The following is a 14,817-nucleotide window of genomic DNA, read 5'->3' on the forward strand; positions in this document are numbered from 1 at the left end:
TCCTTCGCTGCCCGAAGGGTGCAGCGTTGTTTGCTTCTGGATGTCTGGGATAGGCGGCGCTGTTCTTACGAAAGAAGAATGAAGCCGCCTTTTGCGATAATGACGATGGCGATTGTAACCACCGTCGAAACAAGCGCGATCCGGAAGATCGCGAACAGTCTGGTTACGGAGTCGAGGTCATTTGGCTTTCCTCCTGTCGGTGGCAGCCTGAGCGCTGCCAACCAGTTCTTACCGCGAACTGTGACTGGAGGATTGGCGGATTCCTGCGGCTCCGCAACCGGCGTCGATTTGAATTCAAACCGTCTTAACTGCTGGGACGCCTCCCACTCGACGAATCGCCGCGCGGCTTCCCGCCTGCTCGTCGTCCCCAGAATCGCCATTGCCCGGTGCAGATACTGATCGACCGTCATGGGGGTCAGATCCGTTTCGATGGCGATTTCCTTGGATGTTTTTGCTTCGGCGACAAGACGCAGGCATTTTTTCTGCACCTCCGTCAGCCTTGCAATTTCATTATCCACGCCAGTCTCCACGGCATTCGGTGTGCGCGGTTCCATATGCAGCAATTAACCGTAATGTGAACAGCATTGCCGTCGCGGAATCGCGGATATTTGACGCGACTCCGCCGACAACGGTGTCATTCGCGAAAGACGACGGTCTTGTGTCCGTTGGTGAATGATCGCCCCTCCAGATGGGCGGCCACGGCGCGCGCCAGAACGCGCCGTTCAATGTCGCGCCCCTTGCGGATCAGGTCGTCGGGCGAGTCATGATGGCTGATGCGCTCGACATCCTGCGCGATGATCGGCCCCTCATCCAGGTCGGCGGTAACATAATGCGCCGTTGCGCCGATCAGTTTGACGCCCCGCGCATGCGCCTGATGATAGGGTTTGGCGCCTTTGAAGCCCGGCAGGAAACTGTGGTGGATGTTGATGCACCGCCCCGCCAGAAAAGCCGCCAGGTCATCCGACAATATCTGCATATAGCGGGCGAGCACCACCAGCTCTGCGCCGCTGGCCTGCACGATATGTTTTATCTGTGCTTCCTGTTCCGATTTCGTGCTGGGCGACACTGGCAGATAGTGGAAGGGAACCTCTCCAAAGTCCGCCGCGCCGAAAGTCTCTCTCGGATGGTTGGAGACGATGCCCACCACATCCATCTTCAACTCGCCATTGCGCCAGCGGTAGAGCAGATCGACCAGGCAATGATCGAATTTGGAAGCCAGCAGCAGCACTTTCCGCCGCGTGCTCGCAGGCCGGATCGCCCAGTCCATCCCATAATGTTCACCCACGGCATCGAAGTCCTCGATGAGCGGCCCGGCGCTGTCGCCAACGGTGAGATTGAACAGGATTCGGGTAAAGAAGCGGCCGGTTTCGGTGTCGTCGAACTGATGCGCTTCCAGAATATTGCCGCCATGCTCGAACAGCTTTGCGGTCACCCTCGCGACGATACCCGGCTGATTGGGGCAGGACAGGGTGAGAAGATAGGAACTGTCAGACATTGGCGACCTCGATATTTCGAAACCGTCTGAACCGCCAACCTCGCATCCGGTCAATAGGCAATGCCAGTTGCGGTGTCGCTGCATGTCCCAGCCAGGGCGGAGTCGGAACAGCCACCGCAGATTATGCGCCGTGAACAGCCGTTGGCCTAAAGTATAATGCGCCGAACCTCCGCTGGCTGTTAGCATCCCGCGGCCAGCTTGACCGCCCGACGGCCAGGCGCGTGGAGAGACGGGGCAGGCAAGGATATGACCTTCAGGACGACAATGGTCCTTAGCGCAATCGCGTTGCTGTCATCCCTCGGCATTCTCATTGCTACGTCCGTTTGGAGCCATTCGTCCGGCGCTCGCCTGCTGGCGCGCGTCGATATGGCGCACCGGCAGGCATTGCTGGTCACGCGGCTGGAGGCCGACATCATGGCGCGCACGGTCGCCGACAACCGGCAAAAGCATGTGCTGGACCAATCCGTCAGGATCAGCGTCCCCGACTATCTCGCCACAATCCAGAGCGAACGCGCGCTCATTGGTCAGGATGATGAAAGCCAGGAGCATCAGGCGCGGGAGGGGAATGCTGCGCAGCATCTTGCAGCGATGATCGATGGGCCTGACGAAACGCTGGACTGGATGAAGGCTCGCCGCCTGTCTCATGAAATCGCCCTGCGTGAGAAACAGGAAGCGGAGGAAGCGACCCTTTCGATTCAGGATGTTCAGGCGCGAATTGACGCGATGATCTGGAGTGTTGCGCTTTTCATCCTGCTTCTGTGCGCGATGATCGGCTTCCTCTTATGGCGGGGTATAGTGATGCCCATCGCGGCGCTTGTGGAAGGCACGGGCAAAATCGCCATAGAACAACGGCCCGCGCGAGTGAGACCCGCCGGTTTGGGCGAATTGCGAAACCTCGCCACCCGCTTCAACAGCATGGCGAGCGCAGTGGAGGATCAGGTCGCACGCCGCACCGGAGCGCTGCAACGCGCGAATGACGAGTTGAAGGACATTGACGGACGACGCCGCCTGTTCCTGTCCAAGGTCAGCCATGAATTGCGGACGCCCGTTACCGTAATGCGCGGAGAGGCGGAGGTGGCGTTGCGTCATCCTGGAGACAGAAACGCATTGCATGACGCACTCACGCATATTCTGGACAGCAGCCTGTTCCTCCAGCGCCGTCTTGACGATCTGCTGACGCTGGCACGCGCGGAGGATGGCGCGCTGGCGCTGAACAGCGACCGGTTCGATCTAGGCGAGGTCGTGCGTGACGCCTATGGCATGGCCGCGCCCTTCGCGCTGGCAAGCGGCATTACATTGAACCTAGACTGTGCGCCGGACATTGTACCGGTGGCCGGGGATCAGGAACGCCTGTGTCAGGCGCTGGTCGCAATCATCGACAATGGCGTCAAATTCTCGCCTCCAGCGGGGTCTGTAACGCTGCATCTGCAGGCCGATAAGGATCGTGCGCGGATTGCGATCAGCGATGAGGGACCAGGCGTGCCGGAGATTGAGCTGGATCGTATCTTTGATCCCTATGTGCAGACCGCCGCCGGCCGCAGTCGGGGGGGTACTGGCCTTGGCCTGTCACTGGCGCGCTGGATCGCCGACAAACATGGGGGGAATATCATGGCCGCCAATCATCGCAACGGCGACGGACTGTGCGTGTCCCTGTCTTTGCCGGTGTTGTCATGAATATCCTGCTGGTGGAGGATGATCCCGGCATCGGGCGGTTCATCCATCGCGGACTGATGGCGGAAGGCTACGCTGTGGAATGGCAGACGTCCGGCAAGCGCGCCCGCCCGCGCCTGTCCTCCGGCCTGTTCCACGCAGCTATCCTCGATCTGGGCCTGCCCGATATGGACGGGGCGGATTTGTGCAGGGTCCTGCGACTTGACGGCGTTGATGTGCCGATCTGCATGCTGACTGCGCGCGCCAGTCTGGACGAGAAGCTGGAGGGCTTTCGCTGCGGCGCGGACGATTATCTGACCAAGCCCTTCTCATTCGAAGAATTGCTCGCTCGACTGGCGGTGATGATCCGCCGCAGCGATGCGCGAAGCGAGGGCCGGCTGGTCATAGGGTCGCTGGCGCTGGACGTCCGGGGCCGCACCGCGCAGGTCGAGGGCCGTGATCTGGATCTCAGCCGCCGTGAGTTTGACGTGCTTCTGTTCCTCGCCCGTCAGCCGGGACAAGTCGTGACCCGCGGCCAGATATTGGACAGCGCATGGGGTGCCGATGCCGATGTTACCGAGAATGCGGTCGACGTCTATGTCGGCTATCTGCGCAAGCGGTTCGCCGACCACCCGTCCGCGCCCGATCTTGCGACTGTGCGCGGCATCGGATTTGCCCTGCGGCATGGGACCAAAGCATAAGTCATTCTGAGAGACTTCTCAGGATCATCTCAGGACCATCTCAGAAACCCTCTCTACTCTCCTCCCTGTAAGCGGCGACGAACGCTGCTGGTCAAAGGAGGATGCGATGGAAGGAAGACGGGGGCGTCTGGCGGTGTCCGCACTGGCGATGATGCTGGCGGGGCCGGTACTGGCGCAGAATGCAGCGCCCAAGCATGATTTCAAGCTGCCCGGCGTGACCTGGGAAGACATTCTCAATGACGAGAAAACCAACGACAATGTGCTGATGTACGGCCTTGGCGTGCGCGCCCAGCGGTACAGCACACTTGACCAGATCAATACCGATACAGCGAAAAAGCTGGTGCCCAAATGGGTATTCTCCTTCGGCGACGAACGGCAACGCGGGCAGGAGAGCCAAGCGCTTTTCTACGATGGCGTTATCTATGTGACCGCTTCCTACAGCCGCGTTTTTGCGCTCGACGCCAAGACCGGCAAGAAAATCTGGTCCTATGCCGCGCGTCTGCCGGATGACATCCGCCCCTGCTGCGACGTGGTGAACCGCGGCGCCGCCATTTATGGCGACAAGATCTTCATGGGCACGCTCGACGCCAGCATGGTCGCGCTGGACCGCAAGACCGGCAAGGTGATCTGGAACAAGAAGTTCCAGGATCACAAGGCGGGCTACACCATGACCGGCGCGCCGACGATTGTGAAGGACAAGAAAACCGGCAAGGTGTTGTTGATCCACGGATCATCAGGTGACGAATTCGGCGTAGTCGGCGAGCTCTACGCCCGAGACCCGGACACCGGTGAGGAAATCTGGATGCGTCCGATGGTCGAAGGGCATCAGGGCCGCCTGAACGGCAAGCCTTCGACCTTCACAGGCGATCCCAAGGCGCCCAGTTGGCCGAACGACAAGGACGGCAAGAAGGTTGAGGCATGGAATCATGGCGGCGGCGCTCCCTGGCAGTCGGCCACCTATGATGAGAAAACCAACACCATCATCATCGGCACCGGCAACCCCGCCCCCTGGAACACATGGAAGCGTTCGCCGGGCGACAGCCTCTACACGTCGGGGCAGGTCTATATTGAACCGTCGACAGGTGAGCCGGTCGGTTTCTTCCAGCACACGCCCAATGACGCCTGGGACTTTTCGGGCAACAACCCGATCGTGCTGTTCGATTACAAGAAGGACGGCAAGACCATCCGCGCCGGCGCGCATGCCGATCGCAACGGCTATTTCTTCCTGACAGATCTCGACAAGCTGACGAAGCGCGACGGCAAGATCAGCAAGCAGAAGGGATCGGCGCTGGGCATCTACCCGTTTGTGCCAGACATTAGCTGGGCCAGTAGTTGGGATGTGGCGAACGGCCGCCCGAATGAGAATCCCGGCCAGCGTCCGCCGCCCCCTGCCCCTGGCAAGGACAAGGGCGAAAGCATCAAGGTGACGCCAAACTTCCTTGGCGGCACCAACTGGATGCCGATGTCCTACAACCCCGGCACCGGATATTTCTACATCCCCTCGAACGATTGGTCGGAGGACTACTGGACGGAGAACGTCACCTATAACAAGGGCGCTGCCTATCTCGGTCAGGGGTTCCGCATCCGCAAGCAGTTCGACACGCATGTCGGCGTGCTGCGGGCCATGGACCCGGCGACCGGCAAGATCGCCTGGGAAGCCAAGGAGCATCTGCCGCTCTGGGGCGGCAACCTCACGACCAAGGGCAATATCGTCGTGCAGGGCACCAGCGATGGATATGTGAAGCTGTTCAATGCCAAGACAGGCGAAGAACTGTGGAAATTCCAGACCGGATCGGGCGTCGTGTCGGTGCCCATCACCTGGGAGTCGGAAGGCAAGCAATATATCGGCCTCGCCTCCGGCTATGGCGGCGCAGTTCCGCTCTGGGGCGGCGACATGGCGGACCTAACCAAGTCGGTCAGCCAAGGCGGGTCCTTCTGGGTATTTGAACTGCCCGAAGCCTGATTCCTACCGGTATTCCGGGTGCAGCGAACGCCCGGACATACCGCCGCCCGGCACGACCAGCGACCTCCCTCGCCGGTCGTGCCGGGCGGCCTTGCTTTCCGAGGATGACGCCATGCGAATAGCCAGTTTTATATATGCCGCCCTGTGCATCGCCGCCCCCGTTCAGGCGCAACAGGTGATCGTCAATGTCGAAGAACGCCCCGACCCATGGATCATCAATGGATGCCACATTGGACCCGCGGCGAAATGCCCCGGCGCGGACCTCCGCTTCGCCGACCTATCCAATGCCGACCTGACAGGCGCGGACCTTTCGCAAGCGAAACTGTCACGCGCCGATCTGCGGCATGCCAATCTCTCAGGCGCGAACCTGACTGGCGCAGACATGGAAGGCGCACGCATGACGACAGTGTTCATGGGAGGGGCGAACCTCACCGGCGCGTCCTTACGCGGCGCTGACCTCTCCTTCGTCCGGGCGGCAAAGGCCATATTCGACCGTAGCGATATGACGGCGGCGACTTTGGAAAAGGCTCTGCTGAAGGGCGCGACTTTTCATGGCGCGCGCTTCGTCAACACGGACCTCATGGAAGCGAAATTCTACGAGGCGAACCTGGAGGGTGCGACAATGGAGGGCGTCAAACTACGTTTCGCGGTATTCCAGGACGCCTGGATGAAGGACTGCAAGGGCTGCCCGACTCAATGGCAAACCGGCGAGACGGTGTGGCAAACGGAGGAAAAAGAAAGGCGGCGGAACGAGCAATAGACCTTGCCCGTCCTGCACATCACATCCAACATTCTGGAACGCTGGCCGGGCGTCCGGCAAACTCCTATATATGAACACCCCCAGCGACTTCGATACGCTGGGCATTGACCCAGCCAAATGCATCCGAGAGCAGCCCGGCAATCACCGGTCCTACATCTTCGGGCAAACCAGCGCGGCCAAGCGCCGTGTGGGCGGCGACCGCCTTGTTCACCTCCGGATTGTCCCGGACGATCCCACCGCTGAAATCGGTGGCGATCGCGCCTGGCGCAACGACATTCACAGCGATCCGGAGCGGCGCCAGTTCCAGAGCCATGTTCCGGCTCAAAGCCTCCACGGCCGCCTTGATCGGGCCATAGCCGATGCGCGCCGCCATAGCGAAACGGGCGAGACCGGAGGATATATTCACGATACGGCCGCCATCATTCATGAGCGGCAGCAGCTTCTGCGACAAGAACATCGCGCCCTTGAAATGCACATTGTAGAGCGCATCCATTTCCGCCTCGGTGATTGTCTCCAAGGTCGCATTGGATGAGGTGCCTGCATTGTTGACGAGATAGTCGAACCGCTCCGTTCCCAGCACAGCCAAGGTGGCCCGCACTTGATCCACAAAGCTGTCAAACGACGCAACATCGCTGGCATCGAGAGGGAGAGCAACCGCCTCCCCGCCCGCTTCCAAAGCAAGCGCCACCACTTTCTCCGCTTCTGCACGATTAGACTTATACGTGAATATCGTGCGGACGCCGCGTGCGGCCAGGCAAAGCACAGTGTTCCGGCCAATTCCCCGGCTGCCGCCGGTAATGATTGCGATCTTACTATCTGACATAACTTCGCTTTCTTTCTCGAAAGGATGGAGAGGCGGAAAATTATGGCCACATAATGCAGCGTTCACGCCGTCACTCGGAATGCCAGAACCGATCTATTTCTTGCCTATTCCTGCTCTACATATATTGTCTGGATCAGGTTCAGCATGAAGGCATGGGTATGAATCCGTTGGCGGATGCGCTGTTGCGATATACAGAACGCCATCCCGGAGACTCTCCGTTCATGACGGCTATCGATGGCATGGCGATCATGCGGTCCGACCATCCCAAGCCGCCGGCGCACATGATTTTCAAACCTTCCATGTGCGTCGTGGCCCAGGGCGCAAAATGGGCGACGTTTGGAGGCACCCAGTTGGAGTACCGGGCGGGACAGGCGCTCGTCATTGGCGTGGAGACGCCCTCTGTCGGCCGTGTGATCGAGGCGACACCCGGCGAACCGTGCCTGGTTCTCGCGTTTGAGCTGGATGTCGCTATCATGCGAAGCGTCGCCGAAGGCCTGAAGGAACCGCCCAGATCGAATGGAGAGCCTGGCCGGGGCGTCCTCGTGACGGATTTTCAGGGACCGCTCGCCGATTGCGCGCTGCGCCTTGTGCGGTTGCTCGACACGCCGCAGGCGATATCGGCGCTATATCCCGTAATCATGCGGGAAATCTGCTACTGGCTACTCACCGGTCCGCATAGCGGCGACATCGCCAGAATGACCCTGGCGAACAGCCCGTCGCGTCCAGTGATGGACGCCTTGCACGATTTGCGGGATCGCTTCAGGGAAACTGTAAGGATTGAAGAACTCGCCGCCATCGCCCGGCTAAGCCCTTCCGCCTTTCACCGTAAGTTCAAGGCGCTGACCTCGATGACGCCGCTTCAATATCAAAAGCAACTGCGCTTGCTGGAGGCGCGCCGCCTTATGGTCTCGACCGCCGTCAATGTCGAAACGGCATGCTTTCAGGTCGGCTATGAAAGTCCTTCGCAATTCAGCCGCGAATATGCGCGCATGTTTGGCGCGCCGCCGAAGCGCAACGCCATCGCGATGCAGAACGCGCTGATCGAAGAACGGGCCTCAGCCGCTTGACCGCACGCTAAGCAGCCCATGCGTGGCGATAGATTTCCACCATCTGTTCGACGGTCGGGACAATGGGGTTATTACCTGGCGATCCGGAGGCGAGCGCCTGTTCCGCCATGAGGGGCAACAAGGCGAACCATTTGTCAGGATCAATGCCATAGGCTGCTGGAGACGGAACTTGCAGGTCTGCGTTTAACCGCTCCAGTTCTTCCAACAGCTTGCCGACCGCTCCCTGATTGCTTTCCTCATCCCCTGCAATGGCCATGGCGCGGGCGCAGTCGGCGTAACGGGCCAGTGCCGCAGGCGCGGAGAAGGCCGTCACCATTGGCAGCAGCATAGCATTCGACAATCCATGCGGCACATGGAAATGCGCACCGATCGGCCGGCTCATCCCATGCACAAGCGCAACGCTGGCGTTTGAAAAGGCTATCCCCGCCTGCGTCGAACCGAGCATCATCGCCTCGCGAGCCTGACGATTGCCCGGATCAGCCCAGACACGGCGGAGATTCGGCGCGATCGCTCGCATCGCTGATAGGGCAAATCCGTCCGAAAATGGGTTTGCGCGCCGCGACACATAGGCTTCCATCGCATGCGTCAACGCATCTATCCCCGTATCCGCAGTCAAGCGGGGCGGCATCGTCAGAGTCAGCTCAAAGTCAATGAGCGCCGCGACTGGAAGATAGGCGAGGCCCGCACAGAGCATTTTCTCGTCGCTGACTTCATCGGTGATGATTGTGAAGCGCGTAGCTTCCGAACCAGTGCCCGCAGTCGTCGGAATGGCGATGATAGGCAACCCCGGCATATCCTGGAGATGCGGCGCCTTATAGTCGCGGCAGCGCCCGCCATGAACGGCAAGCACGGCGATCGCCTTTGCACTGTCGATCGGGCTGCCGCCGCCGAAACCGACCACGCAATCATTATCGCCTTCCAGAAGAAAAGCCAGGGCCGCTTCAATGGATGCCGCCGTTGGCTCAGCCACTGTGTCGAAGAATATCCGAGCCTCCAGTCCTGCTGCGGCAACGGCATCCTGCAGCATCGCAGCCCGCCCTGTTTCAAACAGAAAGCGGTCGGTTACGATCAACGGACGGCTAAGCCCGAACGACGTTAGAACCTCGGTCAGATCCCGCACAGCGCCCGCGCCGATCCGCATCAATCGCGGCAGGGTGATATTGAACGCCATTCCTCTCTCCCCTCGGTCATCGCATCATGACGCCTGCTTCTGGAACCACAAGCTAATGGATCAGAGAGTGCTTGCGCCACTTATGCGTTATGGCGCTCAACTATGATGGCGGTTTCCACACCAGAGGGAGATGATCGATGGTGTTGACCGGCCCCGCACGCGCCGGGACTTCAGCACCTGCGGCGACCGAAAAGTCCGGGATGCGGCGGAGCCATTCCTCAATGAATATCTGAACCTCCATCCTAGCAAGCTGGGCGCCAGCGCAGCTATGCACGCCTGTACCGAAGCTGATGTGACGCGGCGGCCTGCCGAAATCGATCCGTTCGGGGTCGGGGAAGATCGCCGGATCAAGGTTATGGAGGCTCGGCGACAGCATGATATGATCGCCGCGCTTCATCGTCACGCCGTTATGCACCACATCTTCCGCCAGCACCCGGCCCATATTGCTGGTGGCATAACGGCGCAGTAGCTCCGGCACGATTGCGGACATATGGTCGGGATGGCCGACGATAAAGCGCCGCATCTCTGCGTTCCGCGCCAGAAAGAGCGCGATGAAGCCAAACATAGCCGCCACGGTATCAAGACCGGCAAAGGTAACCATGGTGCAGGTGGATAACAGTTCGCCGGAGTTCAACGGACGGCCATCGACCTCCGCCGACAGGAGATGGCTGATCAAATCGTCGCCCGGCTTGGAGCAGCGCTCGGCGATCCGGTCATCAAGATAAGCGCGCACTTCGCCATAAGCGGTAAGCTTGGCTTCAAGATCGGGATGGCGCGCAAAAACTTCGGTGCGGGCATGCAACCAGGCGCGATCGGCAATCGGAAGGTCGAGGAGCCGCAACACGATGATCAGCGGCAATCGATGCGCAAAGTCTCCAATAAATTCGCAAGCGCCAGCCGGAAGAAAGCCATCGATCAATTCGCCGGTAAGGACGCGAATGTCCTGTTCCAACGCGCGGACGCGGACAGGCGTAAGGAAGGACATGATCGCCCGGCGATAATCGCCATGCGTGGGCGGGTCCGCCTCCAGCGGCAGCAAGGGATCGGCGGGTACGCTTGGAATAGTAACGCTGGCGCTAGAGAAACGCTTGTGGTCGCGAAAGAAGGCTGCGACGTCGGCACCCTCCGTAGCAACCCAATGGCCACCATTATGCGGCGACCAGATGATCGGCCCGAAACCTCGAAAGTTAAGCCAGGCGCGCTGCGGGTCATCGCTGGCGCCCGGCAGGTCATAAATATCGAGGTCGACGACAAGTTCCGGTGGAATATGGTCGGGAATTGCCAGGGCAGCCATCAAGAATCTCCCATCGGGCTACTCTGCGGCAACCGCCTGCAGAGAGGTAATCCGAGGCCGAAGGCGCGTCAATCTTAACACGGATGCGCTTCTTTGGCATTGCCATGCATGGCCTCGTGATCGCCAAACTCTCGTTCATTGTTTCGAACCGGTTTTCTAGAAGGCCGGGCTGCGCTATCCGGGGCCGCATGACTGAGCCTCGCAAAAATCCAAGGAAGCGCCGCTCCCTCGGCCCTTATCTCAGTGCGGAGATGATCGCGCGGCGGTCACGGATATTGCGCACCGCCATCGAAATATTGGACGAGGGCGGCGAGGAGCATCTGACGATCGCCAGGCTCTGCGATAGGGCGGGAGTCGCAGCCCGGACGCTCTATCGCGCGTTTGGCGACCGTGAGGGCATTATCTATGCCGCGCTTGCCGAGCATATGGGATCGCTGACCACAGTGCTCTCGCACAAGCCGCGCGGGCAGGATGTCGATGCAGTGTTCCGGGAATATGACTGGATTGCGGAGGAACTATTCCGTGGACCGGAGTTTGCGCGGCTCATCATCAATTTTTATTTTGCGTCCAAGCCGCGCGAAGCCGTTTTACAGGATCTGCGCAGCGTGCCCTATCAACGCATCGAAAAATGGCTGGTCAATGCGCAACAGCGCGGGGAATTGCTACCCGGCATCGATCTGCAACGGATCGCCATGTATCAGACGGACACGGAATATGTCCTCTTTCACAAATGGGCGACCGGCCGGGTGCCGGACGAATGCATGGCCCGCGAGTTGAAAGTGAATTTCCTGATGACGGCGCTGAGCGTCGCGAATGACGCCTTCCGGCCGCGTATAGCGGACAGGCTGGAGAAATTGCACAAGGAGTTATCGGCACTGCGCGCCGAACTGGAAGTCGGTCCCGTAAAATAGGGCGGCCGGAGACATGCCCCGGCCGTCCAGTTTGTCAGTTGGCCGCTGAGGAGAATTTGAGGCCAACCTCCAGCCCGAAGTAACGCGGCGGACCATATTGGCTGTTCTGCCAAAGACCGCCCACCACCTGCGACGCGGTCTTGTAGCGCTTGTCCGCGAGATTCTGACCGATTAGGCGGACATAATAGCTGTCATCCTGTTGCGCCAAAGTGATCGAGGCATTCAGCAATGTGCGTGCGTTCAGGTAAGTATTGTCAGCAAGACTGTCGATCGACTGGGTGAACAGGTTGCGGCCGACATAGTTCACATTGCCATTAAGCAGCAGTTTGAAGTCGCTGATGGGCAATTCATAGGTTGCATCCGCCGACCAGGTGACCTTCGGCGCACGGTCCAGCGGCGCATCGGCGAGATTATAGCCCGCCGGAATCGGCGTCACATATTCCTTATATTTGCCGTCCTGATATCCAAATACGCCCCGCAACGTCAGGCCCCGTGCTGGGATTGCTGTCAGTTCCGCTTCAACCCCCTTCACCACGGCCTTGGCCGCATTGAAGAAGGTTGTGACCTGAAAAGGCTGGCCGTTCACTATCAACGGCACCACAATCTGCTTTTGCAGATTGCTATAGGTGACATGGAAGCCGGTGACGTTGAACCGGACCCTGCGATCCAGGAACTCGCTCTTTACGCCAATCTCGAAACTGTCGGCCGTTTCCGGCTTGGTCGCCGCCGCAGCCGCGGCGAACAAGGCGTTGTTGTCAGAGCCATCAGCGTTCAGGAAGGGATGAAACGTACCGATCTGGTCATTGAACCCACCACCTTTGAACCCCCGTGAATAGGTGCCGTAGAGAAACAGGTCTGGATTTGCCTGATAACTGATGCTTGCCCGCCATGTCGGATCGCTGCTTTTCGCCCCGATCTGGATGACGCCCGCAGGATAGTCGAAGACATTGGCGTCGAGCGCCTCATTGACGATGATTGAGGGATCGTTGCCGCCGTTGAGTTGCGGGATGAACACCTGTTGGCGGCCCCACCACCGTTTCTTTTCCCAGGTATAACGCGCGCCGCCAGTCAGGGTCAGCCCTTCCGCGAGCTTCAATGTGCCCTCGGCAAAGACCGCTGTAGAACGCCCCTTCTGCGCGTTGCAGAGGATATAGGGTGTCTGGTTCCAAGTCCCGTAGGGTGTCGGCGCAGTCACCAAATCCTGGAAGCCCAGCGTCTCGGTAACGCAATAGCTTGCTTCGTCATGCTGATAGAAACCGCCGGCCACGAAATCAAAGGCGCCGCCAAGGTCGGAAGCGAACCGAAGTTCCTGCTGCCATGTCTTGCGGTCGTCATCGCGCGATGCGTCGAACAGCGAAAGAATTTCCCCATCCGCCGCGACCGGCGCCTGATCCGGATAGGTGCTGGGCAAACGCGACTTCTGCTTACGGATGCCACTGACCGAGGTGAAGGTGCCGAACCCGACATTCAGGTTCATGTTGAGATAGAGGCCGTCCACATAAACGCGATGCCCCTTCTGCATGAACAGCAGGGTATCGTCACGGTTGCTGATGCCCGCATTGTTGAGCGGGTCCTTGCTTGCGGGATTGGACCGGCCGACGCCAAGAATATCGAACAGAACGCCCGTATTGGTTTCGTTGACGCCAGGAATGCTCTCGGAATCGTCCCGGATATTCTCATATTGCAGAAGGGCGTTGAAATTGCTGGACGGCTCCCACAGCAGCTTCGCCCGTGCGTTCCAAACGTCCCGGCCGCCAAGGCGCTCACCATCCCCACAGCCGGTGCGCCCGGCGAATTTTGAAGGAACAAAGGACACGACCAGCCCGTAACAGGCCCCGTTGCGATAGTAGCCGTCCGAATATTCGTAACCAATGACGCCGCGGAACGCGAGGGTATCGCCGATCGGCACATTGAACGCGCCCTGCAGCTTGCGTGTCTTGAAATCGCCAACCTGGCCACGCAGTTCCGCGCCGATGGTGCCGAGTTCGGGCTTCTTCGTTTTCACAACAACTGCGCCGCCGGTGGTATTCTTGCCGAACAGCGTCCCCTGTGGGCCGCGCAACACCTCCACCTGGGCGACATCGAATGTGTCGAGCAACTGGGTCTGGACCGAAGGCATGACGAAATCATCGACCAGAACGGCGACCGGCGGCTCGAAATAAATGATGATCGTGTTCTGGCCAATGCCGCGCATCGAGAAGGATGCGGCATTGAAGTTCGTCACGGTCGCCGCCGAGAAGTTGGGGACGAACACGGCCAGATCACCGAGCGAGCGAGGGTTGGACTGTTCGATGATCGACTGGTCCACCGCCGATACCGCGATGGCTGTGCGCTGCAGGTTGGTGTCGCGGCGGGTCGCCGTTACAACAATATCGGCCAGACCGCTGGTTTCTTCATCGGCCCCCTGTGGAGGCGCCGGTGTCGAAGCCGTCTGTGCCGAAGCCGGTATGTGTGCAGCGAGGGCGAGCGCCGCCGCTGAGACAAGCAGATATGCCGTCCTACTCATTCATCCTCTCCTGTTAAAATGGCCGCCGCATGTCGCCTGCGGTCGGACCGGTATTGCCTCAGCTTCCTGGGTCTGCGTCCCTCCACCATTGGGCGACAAGGATCGGGTAAAGGGCGAGTTGCGTCCTCAATTTCGCGGGCGCATCGTCATCCAGAGCCGCGCTAAGGGTCCGGGGCAGGCCCGAACCGCCATCGGTTACCGGATCAATCCATTCCAGCCGCATGTCGCTGAACATATCCGCGAAATCGTCGAGATAATGGTCGTGATAGGCGCTCACCTGATGCGCGTAGAAGGCTTGTACATCCTCGAAAGACAATAAGGCGTAGTAGCGCCCCGGCTCCTGTCCCCGCCAATATTCGTAGCGGAGGCATCCCGGCTCCTCGGCATGAGTGTGCCGCACCATATCGCGGAGGATTTCCTCCCATCGCTCCTGCGCGTGCGGTTTGACGAGGATGTGGGTCAGCAGCGTCGGCATG

Annotated in this window: 13 protein-coding genes; 6 read left to right on the forward strand and 7 right to left on the reverse strand. The window is 59.8% G+C overall.

All coding sequences use genetic code 11. The features are described from left to right. Positions 1-65: 65 nt before the first annotated feature. Together KFK14_RS16975 and purU are read right to left on the reverse strand one after the other, a co-directional pair. A complete protein-coding gene (locus tag KFK14_RS16975; RefSeq protein WP_171905753.1) occupies positions 66-518 on the reverse strand; it encodes a helix-turn-helix domain-containing protein in 453 nt (150 codons plus the stop codon). A 116-nt stretch (positions 519-634) separates the two neighbouring features. Continuing rightward, on the reverse strand, positions 635-1,495 hold the full coding sequence (gene purU, locus KFK14_RS16980) for a formyltetrahydrofolate deformylase (protein WP_212608479.1): 861 nt from the start codon (positions 1,493-1,495) through the stop codon (positions 635-637). 264 nt (positions 1,496-1,759) lie between these two features. On the opposite strand from purU, the gene KFK14_RS16985 reads away from it, so the two are divergent. The 4 genes from KFK14_RS16985 to KFK14_RS17000 all read left to right on the forward strand — a co-directional run bounded on the left by KFK14_RS16985 (position 1,760) and on the right by KFK14_RS17000 (position 6,569). Beyond that, positions 1,760-3,169, forward strand: a complete 1,410-nt coding sequence (locus tag KFK14_RS16985; protein ID WP_246524678.1) for a sensor histidine kinase — start codon at positions 1,760-1,762, stop codon at positions 3,167-3,169. Continuing rightward, entirely contained in the window at positions 3,136-3,846 is a 711-nt protein-coding gene (locus tag KFK14_RS16990) for a response regulator transcription factor (RefSeq protein WP_246524679.1), read from the forward strand. Before KFK14_RS16985 ends, KFK14_RS16990 begins: the two co-directional genes overlap by 34 nt. Positions 3,847-3,952: 106 nt before the next feature. After that, entirely contained in the window at positions 3,953-5,809 is a 1,857-nt protein-coding gene (locus tag KFK14_RS16995; RefSeq protein ID WP_212608481.1) for a methanol/ethanol family PQQ-dependent dehydrogenase, read from the forward strand. Between the two features lie 112 nt (positions 5,810-5,921). Then, entirely contained in the window at positions 5,922-6,569 is a 648-nt protein-coding gene (locus KFK14_RS17000) for a pentapeptide repeat-containing protein (RefSeq protein WP_212608482.1), read from the forward strand. Between the two features lie 64 nt (positions 6,570-6,633). Here the strand turns inward: KFK14_RS17000 and KFK14_RS17005 are convergent, their stop codons facing one another. After that, complete coding sequence (locus KFK14_RS17005) at positions 6,634-7,392, reverse strand: SDR family NAD(P)-dependent oxidoreductase (protein WP_212608483.1); 759 nt, start codon at positions 7,390-7,392, stop codon at positions 6,634-6,636. Positions 7,393-7,613: 221 nt separating this feature from the next. On the opposite strand from KFK14_RS17005, the gene KFK14_RS17010 reads away from it, so the two are divergent. Then, positions 7,614-8,459, forward strand: coding sequence for an AraC family transcriptional regulator (locus tag KFK14_RS17010; RefSeq protein WP_212608484.1), 846 nt, complete (start codon positions 7,614-7,616; stop codon positions 8,457-8,459). 7 nt (positions 8,460-8,466) lie between these two features. Here KFK14_RS17010 and KFK14_RS17015 read toward each other — a convergent pair whose 3' ends face one another. Further along, positions 8,467-9,630 carry an iron-containing alcohol dehydrogenase gene (locus tag KFK14_RS17015; RefSeq protein WP_212608485.1) on the reverse strand — a complete coding sequence of 388 codons (1,164 nt, stop codon included), beginning with the start codon at positions 9,628-9,630 and terminating at the stop codon, positions 8,467-8,469. 100 nt (positions 9,631-9,730) lie between these two features. Continuing rightward, positions 9,731-10,924: a cytochrome P450 gene (locus KFK14_RS17020; RefSeq protein ID WP_212608486.1), complete on the reverse strand. Its 1,194-nt coding sequence runs from the start codon at positions 10,922-10,924 to the stop codon at positions 9,731-9,733. 188 nt (positions 10,925-11,112) lie between these two features. On the opposite strand from KFK14_RS17020, the gene KFK14_RS17025 reads away from it, so the two are divergent. Beyond that, complete coding sequence (locus KFK14_RS17025; RefSeq protein ID WP_212608487.1) at positions 11,113-11,835, forward strand: TetR/AcrR family transcriptional regulator; 723 nt, start codon at positions 11,113-11,115, stop codon at positions 11,833-11,835. Positions 11,836-11,869: 34 nt separating this feature from the next. On the opposite strand, the gene KFK14_RS17030 is transcribed toward KFK14_RS17025, so the two are convergent. Both KFK14_RS17030 and KFK14_RS17035 read right to left on the reverse strand, forming a co-directional pair. Next, positions 11,870-14,341 (reverse strand): TonB-dependent receptor, encoded by a 2,472-nt coding sequence (locus KFK14_RS17030; RefSeq protein ID WP_212608488.1) that lies wholly within the window; start codon positions 14,339-14,341, stop codon positions 11,870-11,872. 58 nt (positions 14,342-14,399) lie between these two features. After that, the gene (locus tag KFK14_RS17035) at positions 14,400-14,816 is read right to left on the reverse strand and encodes a putative quinol monooxygenase (protein WP_212608489.1); all 417 of its coding nucleotides are present in this window, start codon (positions 14,814-14,816) and stop codon (positions 14,400-14,402) included. Between the last annotated feature and the right edge of the window lies 1 nt (position 14,817).

The organism is Sphingobium phenoxybenzoativorans (assembly GCF_018286635.1).
Taxonomy (GTDB): Bacteria; Pseudomonadota; Alphaproteobacteria; order Sphingomonadales; family Sphingomonadaceae; genus Sphingobium; species Sphingobium phenoxybenzoativorans.

Excerpts from the sequence above, each read along its gene's own strand:
- purU (WP_212608479.1), bottom strand. The coding sequence starts at position 1,495 with ATGTCTGACAGTTCCTATCTTCTCACCCTGTCCTGCCCCAATCAGCCG.
- KFK14_RS16985 (WP_246524678.1), top strand. The coding sequence starts at position 1,760 with ATGGTCCTTAGCGCAATCGCGTTGCTGTCATCCCTCGGCATTCTCATT.
- KFK14_RS16995 (WP_212608481.1), top strand. The coding sequence starts at position 3,953 with ATGGAAGGAAGACGGGGGCGTCTGGCGGTGTCCGCACTGGCGATGATG.
- KFK14_RS17000 (WP_212608482.1), top strand. The coding sequence starts at position 5,922 with ATGCGAATAGCCAGTTTTATATATGCCGCCCTGTGCATCGCCGCCCCC.
- KFK14_RS17005 (WP_212608483.1), bottom strand. The coding sequence starts at position 7,392 with ATGTCAGATAGTAAGATCGCAATCATTACCGGCGGCAGCCGGGGAATT.
- KFK14_RS17010 (WP_212608484.1), top strand. The coding sequence starts at position 7,614 with ATGACGGCTATCGATGGCATGGCGATCATGCGGTCCGACCATCCCAAG.
- KFK14_RS17015 (WP_212608485.1), bottom strand. The coding sequence starts at position 9,630 with ATGGCGTTCAATATCACCCTGCCGCGATTGATGCGGATCGGCGCGGGC.
- KFK14_RS17020 (WP_212608486.1), bottom strand. The coding sequence starts at position 10,924 with ATGGCTGCCCTGGCAATTCCCGACCATATTCCACCGGAACTTGTCGTC.
- KFK14_RS17025 (WP_212608487.1), top strand. The coding sequence starts at position 11,113 with ATGACTGAGCCTCGCAAAAATCCAAGGAAGCGCCGCTCCCTCGGCCCT.
- KFK14_RS17030 (WP_212608488.1), bottom strand. The coding sequence starts at position 14,341 with ATGAGTAGGACGGCATATCTGCTTGTCTCAGCGGCGGCGCTCGCCCTC.
- KFK14_RS17035 (WP_212608489.1), bottom strand. The coding sequence starts at position 14,816 with ATGCCGACGCTGCTGACCCACATCCTCGTCAAACCGCACGCGCAGGAG.